Here is an 18,617-nt window from a genome sequence, read left to right as displayed (position 1 = left end):
GGGCCTATGCGATCAGGCGTCTTGGTAGATCGACATGGGCGGGCAGGCACAGGCCAGGTTGCGGTCACCGTAGACGTTGTCCACGCGCCCCACCGGCGGCCAGTACTTGCTCTCGCGCAGCGCTTGCAGCGGGTACACCGCCAGCTCCCGGCCATAGCGATGAAGCCATTCGCCCACCAGCTCGCTGGCGGTATGCGGTGCGTTCTTCAGCGGGTTGTCGAGCTTGTCCAGGGTGCCGTTTTCCACCGCCCGGATTTCCTCGCGGATACAGATCATCGCCTCGCAGAAGCGGTCCAGTTCCTCCTTGGACTCGCTCTCGGTCGGCTCGACCATCAGGGTACCGGCCACCGGGAAGGACATGGTCGGGGCGTGGAAGCCAAAGTCGATCAGGCGTTTGGCCACGTCCTCGACGCTGATGCCGCTGCTGTCCTTGAGCGGGCGCAGGTCGAGAATGCACTCATGGGCGACCAGGCCGTTCTCGCCGGTATAAAGCACCGGGTAGTGCTCCTCCAGGCGCCGGGCAATGTAGTTGGCACTCAGGATCGCCAGCTGCGACGCACGCTTGAGCCCTTCCCCGCCCATCATGCGGATATACATCCAGGTGATCGGCAGGATGCTCGCGCTGCCATAAGGCGCCGCGCTGACCGCGCCCTGCTTGTTCTCCATGTGACCGTGACCGGGCAGGAACGGCGCCAGATGCGCTTTGACGCCGATCGGACCGACGCCGGGGCCGCCACCGCCGTGAGGGATACAGAAGGTCTTGTGCAGGTTCAGGTGCGACACATCGCCACCGAACTTGCCTGGGGCGCAGAGGCCGACCATGGCGTTCATGTTGGCGCCGTCCAGGTACACCTGGCCGCCGTAGTCATGAATGATGTCGCAGATGCGCGTGATGCCGTCCTCGAACACGCCATGGGTCGAGGGATAGGTGATCATCAGCGCGGCCAGTTGTTCCTTGTGCTGCTCGGCCTTGCGCTGCAGGTCGGCGACATCGACGTTGCCGCGCTCGTCGCAGTTGACCACCACCACACGCATGCCGGCCATCTGCGCCGTGGCCGGGTTAGTGCCATGTGCCGACGACGGAATCAGGCAGACATCGCGACCCGCTTCGCCACGGCTGGCGTGGTAGGCGCGGATGGCCAGGAGGCCTGCGTACTCGCCCTGGGAGCCGGCATTGGGCTGCAGGGACATGGCGTCATAGCCGGTGGCCGCGCAGAGCATGGCCTCCAGTTCATCAGTCAGCTGACGGTAACCCAGCGACTGCTCGGCAGGGGCGAACGGGTGCAGGGCGCCGAATTCGGGCCAAGTGATCGGGATCATCTCACTGGCGGCGTTGAGCTTCATGGTGCACGAGCCCAGCGCGATCATGGTGCGGTCCAGGGCCAGGTCCTTGTCGGCCAGACGACGCAGGTAGCGCATCAGCTCGGTTTCGCAGTGGTAGCGGTTGAATACCTGGTGCTGCAGGAACGGTGTCTCGCGCAGCAGCGGCAACGGCAGGCAATCACCACTGTCGGCGGCCAGGGCGGTGAAGTCCGGAAGCGCCTGGGCGGGTGCGGCGAACACCTGCCAGAGAGCCTCGACACTGGCCTGTTCGCAGGTTTCATCCAGCGACAGGCCGACCCGCAATTCATCGATCAGGCGCAGGTTCAGTTGCGCGGCGTTGGCAGCGGCCAGCACATCGGCCACAGGCTGTGCGGTCACCACGCTGACGGTGTCGAAGAAGTGTTCCTGCTCGACCTTGTGCCCGAGCTGCTGCAGCCCCCGCACCAGGATCGCGGTCAGGCGGTGCACACGCCGGGCGATCTGCGCCAGGCCCTGGGGGCCGTGGTAGACCGCGTACATACTGGCGATGTTGGCCAGCAGCACCTGCGCGGTGCAAATGTTGCTGGTGGCCTTCTCGCGACGGATGTGTTGCTCGCGGGTCTGCATGGCCAGGCGCAGGGCCGGCTTGCCGAAGCGGTCGATGGACACGCCGACCAGGCGGCCGGGCATGTCGCGCTTGAAGGCATCGCGGGTGGCAAAGTACGCAGCGTGCGGACCACCGAAGCCCAGCGGCACGCCGAAGCGCTGGGCGCTGCCCATCACCACGTCGGCACCGAATTCACCCGGTGGGGTCAGCAAGGTCAGGGCCAGCAGGTCGGCGGCCACCGCCACCAGCGCGCCGGTTGCATGGGCGCGCTGCACCAGGGCGCGATGGTCGGCGATAGCGCCAGTGCTGGCCGGGTATTGCAGCAACAGGCCGAAATAGCCATCCAGGTTCTGACTCAGCAGCGCCGACTCATCGCCGATGACCACTTCAATACCCAGCGGCTCGGCACGGGTGCGCAGCACGTCGAGGGTTTGCGGATGACAATGACGGGAGACGAAAAACGCCGGGGCCTTGCTCTTTGCCAGACGCTTGCAGAAGGTCATGGCTTCGGCGGCTGCGGTGGCTTCATCGAGCAACGAGGCGTTGGCGATTTCCATGCCGGTCAGGTCGCTGATCAGGGTCTGGAAGTTCAGCAGCGCTTCCAGCCGCCCTTGGGAAATCTCCGGCTGGTACGGTGTGTAGGCGGTGTACCAGGCCGGGTTTTCCAACAGGTTGCGCAGGATCGGCGTTGGTGTGTGGCAAGGGTAATAGCCCTGGCCGATGTGATTGCGAAACAGCTGGTTCTTCGCGGCGATGGCCTTGAGCGAGGCCAGCGCCTCGGCCTCGCCCTGCCCTTTGCACAGCTCAAGCACGCTGGTGCCCTTGATGCTGTCAGGGATGACGCTGTCGATCAGGCCGTCGAGGGTGTCATGGCCGATCAGCGCCAGCATCGCGTCGATGTCGTCCTCGCGTGGGCCGATGTGACGGGCGATGAACTCGTTGTCGGTTGTCAGTGGGATGGCGGTATGGCTCATGTCGGCCCCCTGGCTCAGGCGTTGTCGGCCAGGAAGCGGTCGTAGCCGTCCTGGTCCATCAGGGTGTCGAGGTCGGCAGGGTTGTTGATCTGGATACGGAAGAACCAGCCGTCCTGCATGGGCGAGGCGTTGACCAGCTCGGGGTCGTCGGCCAGGGCCTGGTTGACCGCCACCACGGTACCGGTGAGGGGCATGCTGATATTGCTGGCGGCCTTCACCGATTCCAGCACCGCGACCTCGTTGCCCTCGCCGTACTCGCCCGGCTCCGGCAATTGCACGAACACCACGTCACCCAAGGCCTCCTGGGCGTAGGTGGTGATGCCGACGGTCAGCTCGCCAGTCGCTTCCAGACGCAACCATTCGTGTTCGGGAGTAAAACGCAGAGTGCTCATGGATCTTCCTCTCTTGTTATCAGATGGGTCCCGATGCAGGACTGATGGATACAAGAGCAAGGGCAATGCCAACTTATTAAAATCGTTATATTTCAAGTAGTTGTATGATATATCCAATCAAACTCAAGCCTCTGTGCTGGAGCGAAATCGCTCCGCTGTGTGAGCCCGGCAGCCACCCCTGACGGGATCGGCCAATGAAGCCGCGGCTCACGCCCGACTGGAGCACAATCACTCCAGTGGAGCGTATTCGAACCAGGCGACTACGAGACCCGGCTGGCGATGCCGTATTTACGCAAGCGCTGGCCGATGGCCGTGTGGGAAGTCTGCAGGCGCACCGCCAGTTGCCGGGTCGAGGGATAGGCCGCATACATCGTCTCCAGCAGCGATTTTTCGAAGCCCTGCACCGCCTCTTCCAGGCTGGTGACTTGCGGTGCATCGGGCTGCTGGTTGTTCAGGGCCGTATCAGCCAGCTCCAGGTCGTCGCAATCGATCACCTCCCCTTCACTGATGGCCGCGGCACGGAAGATCACGTTCTGCAACTGGCGCACATTACCTGCCCAGCGATTGCCCAGCAGCAGCGGATGAGTGGCCAGCGCCAGTCGGCACGGCGAGCGCTGTATCTGCGCGCAGGCCTGACGCAGGAAATGCTCGGCCAGCAGGAGGATGTCCCGGCCGCGCTCGCGCAACGGCGGCACCATCAGATTGAGCACGTTGAGGCGGTAGTAGAGGTCTTCGCGAAAGCTGCCTTCGACCACCATGTTTTCCAGGTTGCGGTGTGTCGCGCAGACCACCCGCACATTCACCCGCACCTCGCCGCCGCCGCCGACCCGGCGAAAGCTGCCGTCACTGAGAAAGCGCAGCAGCTTGGCCTGCAGGTAAGGCGACATCTCGCCCACTTCGTCGAGGAACACCGTGCCACCGTCGGCCAGTTCCAGCAGGCCCGGCTTGCCGCCACGCTGGGCGCCGGTAAAAGCGCCGGCGGCGTAGCCGAACAGCTCGCTCTCGGCCAGGCTCTCCGGCAGCGCCGCGCAGTTCAGCGCCAGAAAGGACGCATCGCGGCGTACGCTCAATGCATGGCAGGCACGCGCCACCAGCTCTTTGCCGGTCCCGGTTTCGCCCTGGATCAACAGCGGCGCCTCCAGGCTCGCCACCTTGTGCAGACGCGCCTTGAGATCCTTGAGCGGCGCCGATTCGCCCAGCAGCGCCTGCAACCCCTCGGCATGATCGTGCAGCAGCGAAGCCAGGCGCTCGCCGATACGGCTTGGCGGATACAGGGTAAGCAGGCCACCCACCAAGGCATCGGCCCCGCCGCTGATCGGCGTGGCTTCCAGCAACAGTGCCTGGCCCTGCAAGCTCACCTCGCACATGGGCAGGCGAAAGCCCTTGTCGATCAGGGTCTGCGCCAGCTCGGGTTCGGCGAACAGCCTGGACAACGGTTCACCGGCCGGCTCGCGACCGACGAGGCTGATCAGCGTGGGATTGGCCAGCAGCACATGGCCACCGGGGTCCACCGCCAGCACCGGATCGCTCATCGCCGCGAGCAAGGCTTCCAGCTGCAGGTGCCGGCGCTGGCCGGGGAGAAAGTCTACAAGTTCCACCGCCTGGACCCCGATCACCCGCAGCAAGGCGTCGTGAAGTTCGTCCAGCACGGCCTGTGACAGCGCTGGCGCATCGATATAGACGTTGGGCGGGATCATTTCCACCGCGTCCAGGTTGAGGTTGCGCGCCCCCAGCAGTGCCAGGATATCCTGGGTGATGCCGACGCGGTCGATGAAGGTGACGTGGATGCGCATGACGACTCCCTGGTTGTGCAATGACGACAGGGGGACGGCCCCCTTGTGCCGTCCCCCCGAGTAAAAGCGTGAATGTGGCTATCAGTCCGCGTCGTAGGACAACCGCACGCCCTCCGACTTTTTCTGGCGCATCGATCGATAAGCCAGGCCGAGGATTACGAACCAGACCGGCACGAAGACCAGCGCTTTGCGGGTGTCTTCTTCCAGCGCCAGCAAGGCAAGCATGGCCACGAAGAACACCAGGCAGGCCCAGCTCATGAAGATGCCGCCCGGCATCCGGTATTTCGAGGCGCGATGCAGGTGCTCGCGCTGCTTGCGATACGCCAGGTACGACAGCAGGATCATCGACCAGACGCACATGAACAGGATCGCCGACACCGTGGTGATCAGGGTAAAGGCATCGAGCATATTAGGCACCAGGTAGATCACCAGCGCCCCCGCCGACAGGCAAACACAGGAGAAGATCAGACCATTGGAGGGCACTGCGCGGCTGGACAACGCCTTGAACTTGCCAGGCGCATCGCCATCCACGGCCAGCCCGTAGAGCATGCGGCTGGTGGAAAAGACGCCACTGTTTGCAGAAGAAGCGGCAGAGGTGAGGACTACGAAGTTGATGATCCCGGCAGCCGCCGGCAGACCGGCCAGGACAAACAGCTCGACAAAGGGGCTCTTGTTGGCAACGACATCACGCCACGGCGTAACGGCCATGATCGCGACCAACGCGAACACATAGAAAACAATGATACGCAGCGGAATCGAATTGATCGCCCTTGGCAGGTTGCGCTCAGGGTTCTTGGTTTCTGCGGCCGTGGTACCCACCAGCTCAATCCCGGCAAAGGCAAAGATCGCAATCTGGAAACCGGCGAAGAAGCCCATGGCGCCATGGGGGAACATGCCGCCGTCATTCCACAGGTTGGCCAGCGACGCGACATTGCCAGCAGGCGACTGGTAGGCCGCGACCACCATGTAAAGGCCGGTGCAGACCAGGGCGCAAATGGCCACGATCTTGATCATGGCGAACCAGAACTCCAGTTCACCGAACATCTTGACGGTTAGCAGGTTGAGCGAAAGCAACAGACCAACACAACTGAGTGCCGGCAACCATTGCGGAATATCCGGGAACCAGAACTGTGAATAGGCGGAGATAGCAATAACATCGGCAATGCCGGTCACTATCCAGCAGAACCAATAGGTCCAGCCGGTGAAAAACCCTGCCCAGGGTCCCAGCAGATCAGCGGAGAAATCGATGAACGACTTGTACTTGAGGTTGGACAACAGTAACTCGCCCATTGCCCGCATGACAAAGAACAACATGAAACCGATGACCATGTAGACAAATATGATCGAGGGCCCCGCCAGGCTGATGGTCTTGCCAGAGCCCATGAACAGGCCGGTGCCGATGGCGCCACCGATGGCGATCAACTGAATATGGCGGTTGGAAAGATTACGTTGGAGTTCGTGCGCTTCGCTGTCAGGCGGACCCAGCGTCGAGTTTTTCATTAGGCTTTACCTTGCTAGTTTAATTGTTTTTATAACGTCACAAGTTCAAACAGCTCAGCCAGTGCGGCTGAGTGCCAATGAAAGAGCAAGGTCTATGCCAAGCGAAAAAGCGTTGTTTTATGCAGCGTTGTATTTATCAGGTGTAATGAAGTCACTCCATAAAAAGTCGCTAATCAGGCTGCCCACCGGCACTAAAGCGTCGTAACCCCTGCTCTTGGGCCCACTGTAGCGGTTTCGCTCCAATGGAACGCATTCAGTCCGGAGGGTGTGGGAGCGGGCTTGCCCCGCGATTGCGAGCTGTCAGACAACATCGCATCGCGGGGCAAACCCGCTCCTACCCAACGTCAGGCGCGTACCTTACGCACCGGCGCGCGGCTGCGCTGTTCTTCTTCCCAGCTACCGACCAGGCCGACCGGTATATCGCTCGGCGCCAGCGGCTCACGCCCACGCACCAGGTCCGCGGCCCGCTCGGCGAGCATGATGGTCGGCGCATTGAGGTTGCCGTTGGGCTCGCTGGGGAACACCGAGGAGTCGATCACCCGTAGCCCCTGCAGGCCACGCACGCGCAGTGAGGAGTCGACCACCGCCATGTCGTCCTCGCCCATGCGGCAGGAGCCACAGGGGTGCATGGTGCTTTCCATGTTGGCGCGCACGAAGGCGTCGATCTGCTCGTCGGTCTGCACCTGCGGTCCGGGCGCCAGCTCCTCGCCACGGAAGCGGTCCATGGCCGGCTGGGCGATGATTTCCCGGGTCAGGCGCACACAGCGGCGGAAGCCCTCACGGTCCTCTTCGCTCTCCAGGTAGTTGAAGCGGATTTCCGGATGCTGGTAAGGGTCCGCCGACAGCGCCCGCACATGACCTCGGCTCTTGGGTTTGTTCGGCCCGGTGAGCACCATGAAGCCGTGGCCCTTGAACGGTTTGTCGCCGTCGTAGCGCATGGCCGCCGGCAGGAAGTGGAACTGGATGTCCGGCCAGCGCAACCCCTTGGACGAGCGAATGAAGCCGCCGGCCTCGAAGTGGTTGCTGGCGCCCAGGCCATCCTTGAACAGCAGCCAGCGCAGGCCGATCATCGCCTTGCCCAGCAGGCTCATCTTGCCGTTGAGCGTCACCGGCTCCTTGCAGGCGTACTGGATGTAGATTTCCGAATGGTCCTGAAGGTTTTCGCCCACCCCCGGCAGGTGATGACGCACCTCGATACCGGCCTTTTTCAGTACCGCCTCGGGGCCGATGCCCGAACGCTGCAACAAGTGCGGCGAGCCGATCGGGCCAGACGATACCAGCACCTCGCGGTTGCAATAGACCTTGTGGGTCTGGCCGCCCTCGTCGTACTCCACCCCCACCGCCCGCTTGCCATCGAGGAGGATGCGCCGGGTCATGGCATGGGTGACGACCGTCAGGTTCGGCCGGGTCATGGCCGGGCGCAGATAGGCATTGGCGGTGGACCAGCGCACGCCGTCCTTCACCGTCATGTGCATGGCGCCGAAGCCTTCCTGCATGTAGCCGTTGCAGTCGTCAGTCTTGATGTAGCCCGCCTCGGCGCCGGCTTCCACCCAGGCACCGTACAACGGGTTCTGCATGTTGTTGCCGTTGTTGGTAGACAGCGGCCCGTCACCACCGCGGTAGTCATCGCCACCGAACTTGTAGTTCTCGGCGCGTTTGAAGTACGGCAGGCAATTGCGATAGCTCCAGTTCTTCGCACCCAGGCTTTCCCATTCGTCGAAGTCACAGGCATGGCCACGGATGTAGACCAGGCCGTTGATCGACGATGAGCCGCCGAGCACCTTGCCCCGCGGGCAGTGCAGGCGCCGGCCGTCCAGGTGCGGCTCGGCGACTGTCTCATAGCGCCAGTTGTACTTCTTGGTGTTCATCGGCAACGAGAACGCGCTGGGCATCTGGATCAGCACACTGCGGTCGCTGCCGCCGAACTCCAGGACCAGCACCGAGGTACCGGCATCTTCGGTCAGGCGGTTGGCCAGGACGCAGCCGGCGGAGCCTGCACCGATGATGATGTAGTCATATCGCTTGTTCATTGTTCTAGTCCTGTGCTCGCAGGCCCGTGGCCTCGGTGTTGCGTTCTTTGTTCTTTGGGTAGCTGCCCCAGCCCAGGCGCGCCGCCAGCAGTCGGGTCAGGCCGTAGTGGACCAGCCCGGCCAGCAGGCAGGACGGCAGGGAAGCGGTGGCGAAGGTGAAGAAGTCGGTATGGGCCAGGGTCTGCGGGTTGAACACCACCACGTAGATGGCGAAGCCCGCCACCAGCGCCACCAGCGCGATGGGGTTGAAGCCTTTGCAGAAGCGCAAGGGCGACCCGCTTTGTTCGGCATACAGTTGGCGCAGGTTCACGCGCTGGTGACGCAGGAAGAAGTAATCGGCGATGCCGATGCCGGCCAGCGCACTGTTCAGCGCAGAGGTCCATACCAGAAAGATGAAGAAGCCATCGTAGATACCCGGGAAGCACAGCGCGATGATCACCGGAATCACGCAGAACAGCCCGATCAATATCCCCCAGCGCACGCTGCGCAAGCGCTCCCCGGCCAGTTGGCGCAGGCCGATGACGGCGGTGTAGAGGATGTTGACCATGCCGGTCAGGTTGGCCAGCGCCAGGAAGCTCAACGCCACCACGCCGAAGCCCACGCCACCGGCCAGACGCATCCAGGCGGTAGGGTCGCTGCTGCCCAGGGTGGAGGCGGCGAACAGGCTGACGGTTTCGCCCAGCGCGGCGGCGCCGAAGATGCCCACCAGGTTGGGCCAGAAGGCCGTGCGCTGGTTGCTGCACAAACGCGACAGGTTGCCGATGTATGGCCACCAGGAGAAACCGGCGGCGATATTGATTTCCACGGCAATCATGAAGTTGATGCGCTGATCGGCAAAAGGCGGCTGCAACGGCGGCATGGCTAGCAGTTCGGCGAAGCTGAAGCGCTGGGAAATGAAGTACATCAGCGCCAGCATGATCAGGATCAGGCTGGGCGCGATCACCGCACTCAACCGCCGGATCATGTCCGGCCCGCGCATGGCCACCAGCGCCGCGAGGACGATGGCCAGCAAGGCGCCCGCCGTCACCAGCCAGCCGTCGCCGTCGGGTTGGCTGTGCTGCACCAGGGTTTCCAGGTTGTCCAGCGCCCGCCCGCACATCAGCCCCAGCACCGCCAGCCAGCCCATGGTCAGCACCACCACCGACAGCACATAGACCAGGCGGCTGCCGTTGAGGCCGAACATGCTGCGCAGGTAAGTGAATTGCTCAACACCGTACTTGCCGCACGGCAGGCAAGTAGACGACGCAGCGAGAATCACGCCGATGATGTTGCCGATGACGATCGCGGCGATACCTTGCAAGGGCCCGACGAACAACGCAGTGGCACCGCCGATCAGGAACACCCAGGTGGCTACAGCCAACGCCGAGTTGGCATAGGCAAAGCCCCAGAAGCCCCACACCCGCTCGTTGGGCAGCAACGGGGTATCGCCCCGTTCAGCGCCCAGGCGAAATTCCTGCTCTCTGGACTGGCTCATGGATGACCTCCCAGGAAGTAAGCCCCGGCAACCATCACCAACGTCAGCAGGGTCAGCGCGACAAAATCGCCAGCGCTCAATGCGCCGGGCCAGTCCGCCCTGCTCTCCAGCTCTTCATAGGCGCGTATGCGCCTGTCCAGGTCTTGTGCACGCTCTACATCCACTTGGCTGTTCATGGGCATCACCTCGATAGGTTCTTGTTCTTGAAATACGATGCATGTGAAACCCGCGCCGCCCGCCAACCGTCAGCGACGCAGGTTTGCCCTGTTCCTCAGGGCAAGGTGATCCAGACCGCCTTGGTCTCCAGCAAAAACTCCAGTTGTTCGGCACCCATGTCCTTGCCATAACCCGACTGCTTGTAGCCACCGAACGGCATGGACGGGTCCAGGGTGCTGTGGGCGTTGACGTAGACGGTGCCGGCGCGCAGGCGCGGAATCAGCCCGTGGACCTTGCCCAGGTCATTGGAGTAGATCGCCGCCGCCAGGCCGAATGCCGAGTCGTTGGCCAGGGCCAGCGCCTGCTCCTGGGTGTCGAAGGGCATGGTCACCAGCACCGGGCCGAAAATCTCCTCGCGCACGATGCGCATGTCGTTGTTGCAGTCAGCGAAGATCGTTGGCTGCACGAAGAAGCCCGGGCCCTCGACCGGCTCGCCGCCGAAATACACCTGTGCCCCTTCGGCCTTGCCCAGAGCGATGTACTCCAGTACACGCTGCTGTTGCTGGCGCGACACCATGGGGCTGATGAAACAGTCCGGATCCAGGCCCGGGGCGATCTTCAAGGTTGCGGTGTACCTGGCCAGCGCCGCAAGGAACTCGGGATAGATACTGCGCTCGACATAGGCACGGGTACCGGCATCGCAGACCTGCCCCGAGTTGAAGAACACACCGTTGGCGACCGCCTCGGCCGCCGCCTCGATATCGGCGTCGGCGAACACGATCACCGGCGACTTGCCGCCCAGCTCGAGGGTCAGGCGCTTCATCTGGTCCATCGCCGCCTTGCCCACCGAACAACCCACCGGCGTGGAACCGGTGAAGCTCAGCTTGTCGATGCCCGGGTGGCTGGACATCGCCGTGCCCACCACGCTACCGCGCCCGGTGACGATGTTCAGCACGCCGTCAGGGATGCCCGACTCCTGCACCAGCTCGGCAAAGCGCAGGGCAGACAGCGAGGTCAGCTCCGCTGGCTTGACCACCACGGTGCAGCCGGTCGCCAGTGCCGCGCCGAGCTTCCAGGCCATGGTCTGCAGCGGGAAGTTCCAGGGCACGATGGCCCCCACCACACCCACCGCTTCCTTGCGGGTGTAGGCCAGGTAGTTGCCCGGCAGCGAAGGCTCGACGGTGCGGCCGTGGATCTTGCTGGCCCAGCCGGCGAAATAGCGCAACGTATCGACGCTGCCCTGGATATCCACGGCGCGGGCCTGGGCGACCGACTTGCCCATGTCGATGGACTCGATCTGCGCCAGCTCGTCGGCATTGGCTTCGATCAGGTCGGCCAGGCGATGGATCAGGCGCTCGCGCTCCAGAGGCTTGAGCTGGCTCCAGGGACCTCCATCGAACTGTGCACGAGCGGCTCGTACTGCACGGTCCAGGTCTTCAGCGGTGCCCATCGGAATACGCGTCAGCACGCCTTCGGTGGAAGGCTCGATGACCTCGGCGCTGGCACCGTCACTGGCCTCCAGCCACGCGCCACCGATAAGCATGCGCTGGGACTTGGAGAGAAAACGCTGGGTGGCCTCGGAAACGCCGAAGGCCTGCAGGTAGGCTTTTACCTTGTTGTCCACTGTGGAGTCTCCGGATCAGCGGGCGTTGGCGCGCGCGTGGAAGATGAAACCGATGCTGTTCATCAGCAGTTGCGCGGCGAGGATCGAGGTAACGCCTGCCGGGTCGTAGGCCGGGGCCACTTCCACCAGGTCCATACCGACGATCCGGCCCTGGCTGCGCCGGGCCAGCGCCTGGATGATCTCCAGCACTTCGTAGTACAAGAATCCGCCATGGCTCGGTGTACCGGTGCCCGGGGCGATGGACGGGTCGAAACCGTCGATGTCGATGGTGATGTAGTAGTCGCTACCCTCAGGGATCTTCGCCAGCACGCCCTCGCAGCCCAGGCGGCGCACGTCGCGTACCGAGAGGATCTGCGAGCCGGCCTCGCGGGCGGCATCGTAGTCGTCGCGGTTGGAGGAGGACACGTTGCGGATGCCCATCTGGGTCATGCCGACGATGTGGTCCAGCTCCGAGGCGCGACGCAGCGGGCTGCCGTGGCCGTAGCGCACGCCATGGCGCTCGTCGACGAAGTCCAGGTGGGCGTCGAAATGCACGATATGGATCGGCCCGCGACCTTCGAAGGCCTTGATCACCGGCGCATGGATCGAGTGGTCACCGCCCAGTACCACCGGCATGGCGCCCGCCGCGAGGATCTGGCGCACGGCCGCCTCGATGTTGGCGTTGCTGGTGGCCATGTCGGTGTGGACGATATCGGCATCGCCGACATCGACCATGCGCAGCTGGTCATCGGTCAGGTAAGTGGCGTCATCCTCGAAGTCGTAGGCGCCGGCGTGGCCGAAGGAGAACAGGGTCGATGCCTCGCGAATGCCGCGCGGCCCGAAGCGCGCACCAGAGCGCCATTGGGTGCCCATGTCATTGGGCGCGCCGAGGATCGCCACATCGGCGTCGATGGCCGCCCAGTCGGTGCAGATGGGCGACTTGGCGAAGGTGCAATGCCCCACGAAAGGCAGGTTCAGGCGGCCGGATTCATAACCGTGCTTTGCCATGTTCAGGTTTCTCCACTTATTGTTCTGGTCAGGAGACGGGGCGACTGCTCGACCACCGTTGCAGCCACTATGGCGGCAGGCCGTACATGGAAAAATGCGCAAGTGCAGATGCATACATCGCAGGATCCGAAGTATCCACCTGAGTGTCAGTTACCAATGAAAAACCGCCACCGCCGCCGAGGGCATTTCCCAACGCCAGGCATTGCAGTGATCACACGCGCATGGTTAGCTTGGAAAAAAAAACAATGCCCGGACGTTCATATCAGCCTTGGCGATGTGACGCCCGGCCGGGAGGCCACGGTGATCCAGCTCCACGATGTCGATCTGAAGCTCCTCAGAGTATTCACCACCATCGTCCGGTGCGGTGGCTTTTCCGCAGCGCAAGCCGCACTGAACGCGGGTCAGTCGACCATCAGCGAACAGATGACTCACCTGGAAACCCGCCTCGGGGTCAAGCTCTGCCAGCGCGGGCGCAGCGGTTTTCGCCTTACCGAGCAAGGCGTGGCCATCCATGAGGCCACCCTGCGCCTGCTCAGCGCCGTGGAGAGCTTCTGCATGGACGCCGACGTGCTCAAGCAGCACATCAGTGGCAAGCTCAACCTCGGCATCATCGACTCCACCCTGACCGACTCCGGTTCGCCGCTGCCGCGCACCACCCAGCGTTTTGTCTCGCGCGGGCATGACGCCCACCTGCATATCTACATCGGCGCCCCGGCGGAACTGGAAGAGCGCGTGCTGGACGGTCGACTGCACCTGGCCATCGGCCACTTTCCCCTGCACGTACCGGGGCTGTCCTACCTGCCCCTCTACGACGAGGCTCTGGGGCTCTACTGTGGCCGCCGCCATCCGCTGTACGCCAGCAAGGCGGCGAACGGTCGCCTGCTCGATGAAGTCCGCGACTGCCATATTGTCGTGCGCGGCTACATGCACCAGTACGACCTGGAGCAACTGGGCATCACCAAAGCCGCCGCTACCGTAGAGAACATCGAGGCGGCGGCGATCCTGATCATTTCCGGCGCCTACATCGGCTTCCTGCCCGTGCACTTCGCCGAGCAGTGGGTCAAGACCAGAGAAATGCGCCGCCTGGGCGCCAGCACACTGGACCTGACCTCACCTTTCAATGTCATCACCCGACGTGGTGTATCGCCACCACCGATCCTGCAGGCTTTCCTCGAAGACCTGAACGCCTGTACGCACCAGCCCGGGCTCGTCTGAACGAGGTCGAAGCACGCTCGGCAACGGCAGCGTTGTTGCGTCGCTCGATGCAAGCAGGCCAATCGGCGGTAGAGTGATCGACAGCGATTGTTCTGGGCCGCCGATGCGCCCCAATCAACTACCGTCGTTCGCGTTTTCAGCGCTTCGTGACAGGCAGAATTCGGTCAGAACCGGCCGGTGGTCGTTGCCTTTCGCTCGTCGCTGGCGTGTGGCTAAGCTTAATAAATCGGGGCGAATTGAAACCTGGATGATAGCGGCCATCAGTGGACCTGGATTGGCATCAAGACGCTGCTCCCGAGGGAGACGAACATGTACGCGGTTATAAGAACCTACCTGGGTGCTGGAGCAAAGCAGCTTTTCGAGCTGTTAGAAGAGCGCAAAACCGACGTCGAAGCGACCCTGCGGACAGTGCCTGGCCTCGTAAGCTACACACTGCTCAATACCGGTGATGGTGGTACGGCGGTGACTGTTTGCACGGACAAGGCCGGCAGCGATGCGAGCTTGAAAGTCGCACGTGACTGGATTCAGAAAAATGCATCACATATCCACGCGGACCCGCCGATCGTGACGGAAGGTCCGGTCATTGTGCAGATCAAATAGCGCGCCCTTGCGATTGATCTCACGACACTATCGCTGTCGCAGACTCACCTGATTCGCGTCTGTGGGTTTGTCCCGCAACGGTGCCTCGCTGGAGCAACTGGCAATCGCGGGACAAGCCTGCCCCCTCACAGACTCTCGCTGCACCGCCCGCTTCGGCTTGATAGCTGCCTGCCGGGAAGGTCTGCTACCGGGCAGAAACAGCCATTCACGTTTCGTCGGAAAAGTGTCTCTGAGCCAAATTCGGAGGGACAATCGAGTGCGTTCTTCACATCTCGATCATGTATGCCCTCAGGGCGTGGTCAGGGGAAACCATGAGCAAACGCGACAAGCGTGGCAATCCTGTTTCCTGTGGCTCGCAGGAGGCAATCGATGCTCTGGATAGCGCTTGCGACTTGCTGCATGCCTACCAGGCCGATCCTCTGGCTGCGGCTGACAAAATTATCGCGGAGCACCCGGATTTTGCGCTGGCCTATGCCTTTCGTGCTGGCGCGATTGCGACTGCGACCGACAAAGCGTTTGAGTCAGAGCTGTTCAAGAGCTTGGACGCGGCAGAGCGCTTGGCACCGAAAGCGAATGATCGCGAGCGGCAGCATATCCATGCAGTACGCGCTTGGTTCGACGGCGACTGGGAGCGGGCAATCGAAATCTGGGGGCGTGTTTCGATCGAGCACCCCCGCGATCTGCTGGCACTGCAATACGCCCATCTGGGCGACTTCTATCTAGGTTACTCGCACATGCTCCGTGATCGTGTGGCTCGTGTGATGCCGCGCTGGGATAACGAGATTCCTGGCTTTGGCTTTGTGAAAGGGATGTATGCCTTTGGCCTGGAAGAGGCAGGGGATTACCGGCAGGCCGAAGAGCAGGGCCGCGAGGCTGTTGCCTTGAACCCGCAGGATGGTTGGGCAGTGCATGCCGTCACTCATGTCATGGAAATGCAGGGCCGTAGCGAAGAAGGGGCTAAGTACCTTTCATCCAGCGCCAGTGCCTGGGCTCCCAACAGCATGTTTGCCTTCCATTTGTGGTGGCACCAAGCACTATTCCTCCTTGAGGCTAATGACGTGGCTGGCGCGCTTCGTCTCTTTGATGAGGACATCTCAGCGGGTGGATTTGGTCAAGCGCTTGAGCTACTTGATGGATCAGCGCTGCTCTGGAGACTCTCCCTGCTTGGTCATGACGTTGGAGATCGATGGAAAGGACTGGCCAGAAAATGGGAGTCCCGTTGTGAAGACGGCTTCTACGCTTTTAACGACGTGAACGCGATGATGTCATTCGTGGGTTCTGGAAACAGTCGCGCACAAGCTCAGCAGTTGGATGCCCTGAAGCGGGCCGCTGCTGGCAGTGGTACCAACGCCATGATGAGTAGAGAGATTGGTGTGCCCGCGTGCGAAGGGTTGGTGGCGTTTGGTCGTGGGGATTACGCCCAGGCTATTGCGTCGTTGATGCCGCTACGCGCCAAAGCTAACCGCTTCGGCGGTAGTCACGCGCAGCGTGATGTCTTCTCATTGACGCTGACCGAAGCAGCTATTCGTCTTGGCAACCGCGCACTTGCCGAAGCACTGGTTGCCGAGCGCCTTGCGTTAAAGCCTGAGAGCCCGATCAACCACGCCTGGAAAATGCGCGCTGATCAATTACAGTCTCTGCATGCGCGATAGCAGGAAGTCAGTCATCCGCGCACTGCGAAGGCGCGTTCGATCTCGTTTGCGACGAGGGTTTCGATTGAGGCATTACACTGAAAGCCAGCAAAGGCCATACTGGATCGTGTCAGGATTCCCGATCGGGATCACTCGAGTATGGCGTGCAGTCGGGGACAAATGTCGGGGCAACTCCGATAGTTTTCGGCCTATGACCATTGATCTAGAGCCAAATTAGAATGTTTTTTGGGATCAGCGCCATACCCACCGGCTGATGCGTCATTCGCGCAGCAGGTCAATGTTCTGGTTGATGCGGCCTTGGATCATGTACAGGGTGTCCCGGGTGATCAGTTGCGGGAACAGGTTATCGGCAATGGCCGCAAACTGGCTGGCCACTGTGCAAATATTATCAATGATGACTCCGGCAATGTCCTCTGCGACTTCAGCTTCGCCTGCAAGGCGGAGCATTGCCTCACGCTTGATCGCCATGGCCTCACCCATCACATCCATCTGGTGGTACCCACCCGGTCCTTCGCAGAAGGTCACGTCGTAGGCCGGCGCCAGCTTCCATTCGCCAGTTGACGACATGATGTAGGCGAAGTTCTTGGGGTGGTCGTCTCGGTTGTTGAACGCGACATTGAAGACGGCACGCTCAAAGGCGAGCGCTTTCTCTCGCACATCGTTGGTGCACATCTGGGTCGCACGCAAGAAGTTGACGTAGTCCAAGACCCCCGGAACCTTGTAGTCGCCGCCGGTAAAAGCGGCGAGACTTTGCATGGGTACGCGCTGACCGTCTTGGCGGTCAAAGCGCTTACTCGCGAAGGCAGCCAGCCCATTGGGCAGACTGAAATACTGCGTGTCCGGGGTCTGGATACCACACATGCGCAAGCACTCGGCGTAGACCATTTCGATAGCGCACACCTCGGCATTCTCTTCTTTGGCCGGGAACTTGATCAGCCAGGTTTCGAAACCCGGCGTGACGGCGGTGGTATAGGTTCCGGTTTGAGGGTTGCGATAGACCAAGGCTTTTGGCCTGGCACCTTGAGGCGAGCCCCCCACCAGCAGCAACGTTTGCAGGAACTCCTCACCTTCCCCATGGAGTACTTCTTGTACCTCGGCCGCGAGCAAATCGAGGGGGATATCCACGCCCGGCTCCTGCCCCTCAGGTGCTACGGGCTCGAATGACATTGCTCCCATGGCATTGTTGCCGATGTAAGCCAGCCGCTCCAGAGCCCCAATACGCGCTGTATTGAGGCGGCGACTCCTGAACAAACGGTCCATCAGCAACATGCCCCAGCCGTCAGGCAACGAGTCATAAACAGGACCTGGCAGGCCCAACTGGTGGGACGGGAAGTCTCTGCGTAACTTAGCCCCCTCCAACGGAAGCCTGAAGGATGAAAGCTCCAAGCCTTTGAGCTTCGCCTCATCGCTGTACTCAAATACAATTTGTGGACGTCCAGTGAGGACGGTCGTAGACATCAGCGTGCCCCACAGCCAACGCTCACCCCAGCCATCGTAATAGACGTCAACCTGCTCAAGCATTGTCAGGCTTCCTCTTATTGGTACGAATGCGGCGAGCACAGTTTTCGTAGCGGCGAATGTCTTCAAGGCTGTCCAATTTTGGCAAGAACAGTCCTTCGAGCTCTTTGGTTCGGCCCAGCACCATCGCCACGCGGACCACATTCTCGAACCCCACATTGCGCCCAGCTTCCAGGTTGGACACGGTGTTGGTACCAATACCGGCGCGACCGGCCAAATCAGCTTGTGTCATCTGCAGAGCCAACCGCTCTGTGCGCAGTCGCTCGCAGAGTCGCTTGACGACCTCACTTGGCTTACTGAAGCTTAAATCCAACATATTGTGACTTCCTGTAGCAGACCCCCCACTTAACACCCAAAATTATAGAATTAACCGCAATTCCGTTCAAGATACTTAATTCCAAGATTGTGTGGCTTATGTAGGCATTTTGTACATTAGCCCCAATTTACTGGGGTTACTGCCAAATCTATCTTGAAGCGCGAGCCCTGGTTCTCAAGCCGGAACCATGGGGTATCGGTTAGCGCCTTTTTCGAGCTCATCCCCGTGGGTACAGAGGGCGCGAACTGCACGGCTCGCGCAGGTGCGCGACAGCCTGGAGAACACGCTGCAGGACAGCTTCGACGAGCTCGACGACAACCTCTGGGTGGTTCGGCTCCATGCCCATGATGACACGGCCTGGGACAGCTATCTGGACACCCTGCACGGGTACATCCAGCCGCGTGCGCAAGGCTCACCGCCACTCCCACAGCACCAGCTGCTTTGCGAGCAAGCAGCCGTTCGCTATGCAAATGATTA

Annotated in this window: 14 protein-coding genes and 1 pseudogene; 4 read left to right on the top strand and 11 right to left on the bottom strand. The window is 61.8% G+C overall.

The window, feature by feature from the left end:
- Positions 1-12: 12 nt before the first annotated feature.
- The 9 genes from gcvP to speB form a co-directional block, all read right to left on the bottom strand.
- Positions 13-2,883, bottom strand: coding sequence for an aminomethyl-transferring glycine dehydrogenase (gene gcvP, locus ACRESH_RS16455; RefSeq protein ID WP_431742974.1), 2,871 nt, complete (start codon positions 2,881-2,883; stop codon positions 13-15).
- A gap of 14 nt (positions 2,884-2,897) precedes the next feature.
- The gene (gene gcvH / locus ACRESH_RS16450; protein WP_431742973.1) at positions 2,898-3,275 is read right to left on the bottom strand and encodes a glycine cleavage system protein GcvH; all 378 of its coding nucleotides are present in this window, start codon (positions 3,273-3,275) and stop codon (positions 2,898-2,900) included.
- Between the two features lie 260 nt (positions 3,276-3,535).
- Positions 3,536-5,068, bottom strand: a complete 1,533-nt coding sequence (locus ACRESH_RS16445; RefSeq protein WP_431742972.1) for a sigma 54-interacting transcriptional regulator — start codon at positions 5,066-5,068, stop codon at positions 3,536-3,538.
- Positions 5,069-5,149: 81 nt separating this feature from the next.
- Positions 5,150-6,568, bottom strand: a complete 1,419-nt coding sequence (gene cycA / locus ACRESH_RS16440) for a D-serine/D-alanine/glycine transporter (RefSeq protein WP_431742971.1) — start codon at positions 6,566-6,568, stop codon at positions 5,150-5,152.
- A gap of 344 nt (positions 6,569-6,912) precedes the next feature.
- Positions 6,913-8,598 (bottom strand): choline dehydrogenase, encoded by a 1,686-nt coding sequence (gene betA / locus ACRESH_RS16435; RefSeq protein WP_431742970.1) that lies wholly within the window; start codon positions 8,596-8,598, stop codon positions 6,913-6,915.
- Positions 8,599-8,602: 4 nt separating this feature from the next.
- A complete protein-coding gene (locus tag ACRESH_RS16430) occupies positions 8,603-10,072 on the bottom strand; it encodes a cytosine permease (protein WP_431742969.1) in 1,470 nt (489 codons plus the stop codon).
- The gene (locus ACRESH_RS16425) at positions 10,069-10,248 is read right to left on the bottom strand and encodes a hypothetical protein (RefSeq protein ID WP_166571115.1); all 180 of its coding nucleotides are present in this window, start codon (positions 10,246-10,248) and stop codon (positions 10,069-10,071) included. Before ACRESH_RS16425 ends, ACRESH_RS16430 begins: the two co-directional genes overlap by 4 nt.
- 95 nt (positions 10,249-10,343) lie before the next feature.
- Positions 10,344-11,852, bottom strand: coding sequence for an aldehyde dehydrogenase family protein (locus ACRESH_RS16420; RefSeq protein WP_431742968.1), 1,509 nt, complete (start codon positions 11,850-11,852; stop codon positions 10,344-10,346).
- 15 nt (positions 11,853-11,867) lie between these two features.
- A complete protein-coding gene (gene speB, locus ACRESH_RS16415) occupies positions 11,868-12,839 on the bottom strand; it encodes an agmatinase (protein ID WP_431742967.1) in 972 nt (323 codons plus the stop codon).
- Between the two features lie 300 nt (positions 12,840-13,139).
- On the opposite strand from speB, the gene ACRESH_RS16410 reads away from it, so the two are divergent.
- The 3 genes from ACRESH_RS16410 (at position 13,140) to ACRESH_RS16400 (ending at position 16,306) form a co-directional block, all read left to right on the top strand.
- Positions 13,140-14,054, top strand: a complete 915-nt coding sequence (locus tag ACRESH_RS16410) for a LysR family transcriptional regulator (RefSeq protein WP_431742966.1) — start codon at positions 13,140-13,142, stop codon at positions 14,052-14,054.
- 309 nt (positions 14,055-14,363) lie between these two features.
- Positions 14,364-14,654, top strand: a complete 291-nt coding sequence (locus ACRESH_RS16405; RefSeq protein ID WP_431742965.1) for a hypothetical protein — start codon at positions 14,364-14,366, stop codon at positions 14,652-14,654.
- Positions 14,655-14,965: 311 nt separating this feature from the next.
- Positions 14,966-16,306, top strand: coding sequence for a tetratricopeptide repeat protein (locus ACRESH_RS16400; protein ID WP_431742964.1), 1,341 nt, complete (start codon positions 14,966-14,968; stop codon positions 16,304-16,306).
- 258 nt (positions 16,307-16,564) lie between these two features.
- Here the strand turns inward: ACRESH_RS16400 and ACRESH_RS16395 are convergent, their stop codons facing one another.
- Together ACRESH_RS16395 and ACRESH_RS16390 are read right to left on the bottom strand one after the other, a co-directional pair.
- Positions 16,565-17,827, bottom strand: a complete 1,263-nt coding sequence (locus ACRESH_RS16395; RefSeq protein WP_431742963.1) for a type II toxin-antitoxin system HipA family toxin — start codon at positions 17,825-17,827, stop codon at positions 16,565-16,567.
- Positions 17,820-18,140: a helix-turn-helix domain-containing protein gene (locus ACRESH_RS16390; RefSeq protein WP_431742962.1), complete on the bottom strand. Its 321-nt coding sequence runs from the start codon at positions 18,138-18,140 to the stop codon at positions 17,820-17,822. Before ACRESH_RS16390 ends, ACRESH_RS16395 begins: the two co-directional genes overlap by 8 nt.
- 189 nt (positions 18,141-18,329) lie before the next feature.
- Between ACRESH_RS16390 and ACRESH_RS16385 the strand changes: the two are divergent.
- A pseudogene (locus ACRESH_RS16385) lies at positions 18,330-18,555 on the top strand (TraC family protein); the annotation flags it as partial.
- Positions 18,556-18,617 lie beyond the last annotated feature (62 nt).

This window comes from Pseudomonas sp., assembly GCF_050739775.1.
Lineage (GTDB): Bacteria > Pseudomonadota > Gammaproteobacteria > Pseudomonadales > Pseudomonadaceae > Aquipseudomonas.
Note: the sequence above shows the minus strand (reverse complement) of the source record. Positions and strands in the feature narration are given on the sequence as shown.

Coding starts and splice junctions, on each gene's coding strand:
- ACRESH_RS16425 (WP_166571115.1), bottom strand. CDS start 10,248: ATGAACAGCCAAGTGGATGTAGAGCGTGCACAAGACCTGGACAGGCGC.
- gcvP (WP_431742974.1), bottom strand. CDS start 2,883: ATGAGCCATACCGCCATCCCACTGACAACCGACAACGAGTTCATCGCC.
- speB (WP_431742967.1), bottom strand. CDS start 12,839: ATGGCAAAGCACGGTTATGAATCCGGCCGCCTGAACCTGCCTTTCGTG.
- ACRESH_RS16430 (WP_431742969.1), bottom strand. CDS start 10,072: ATGAGCCAGTCCAGAGAGCAGGAATTTCGCCTGGGCGCTGAACGGGGC.
- ACRESH_RS16400 (WP_431742964.1), top strand. CDS start 14,966: ATGAGCAAACGCGACAAGCGTGGCAATCCTGTTTCCTGTGGCTCGCAG.
- ACRESH_RS16445 (WP_431742972.1), bottom strand. CDS start 5,068: ATGCGCATCCACGTCACCTTCATCGACCGCGTCGGCATCACCCAGGAT.
- ACRESH_RS16395 (WP_431742963.1), bottom strand. CDS start 17,827: ATGCTTGAGCAGGTTGACGTCTATTACGATGGCTGGGGTGAGCGTTGG.
- cycA (WP_431742971.1), bottom strand. CDS start 6,568: ATGAAAAACTCGACGCTGGGTCCGCCTGACAGCGAAGCGCACGAACTC.
- betA (WP_431742970.1), bottom strand. CDS start 8,598: ATGAACAAGCGATATGACTACATCATCATCGGTGCAGGCTCCGCCGGC.
- gcvH (WP_431742973.1), bottom strand. CDS start 3,275: ATGAGCACTCTGCGTTTTACTCCCGAACACGAATGGTTGCGTCTGGAA.
- ACRESH_RS16405 (WP_431742965.1), top strand. CDS start 14,364: ATGTACGCGGTTATAAGAACCTACCTGGGTGCTGGAGCAAAGCAGCTT.
- ACRESH_RS16390 (WP_431742962.1), bottom strand. CDS start 18,140: ATGTTGGATTTAAGCTTCAGTAAGCCAAGTGAGGTCGTCAAGCGACTC.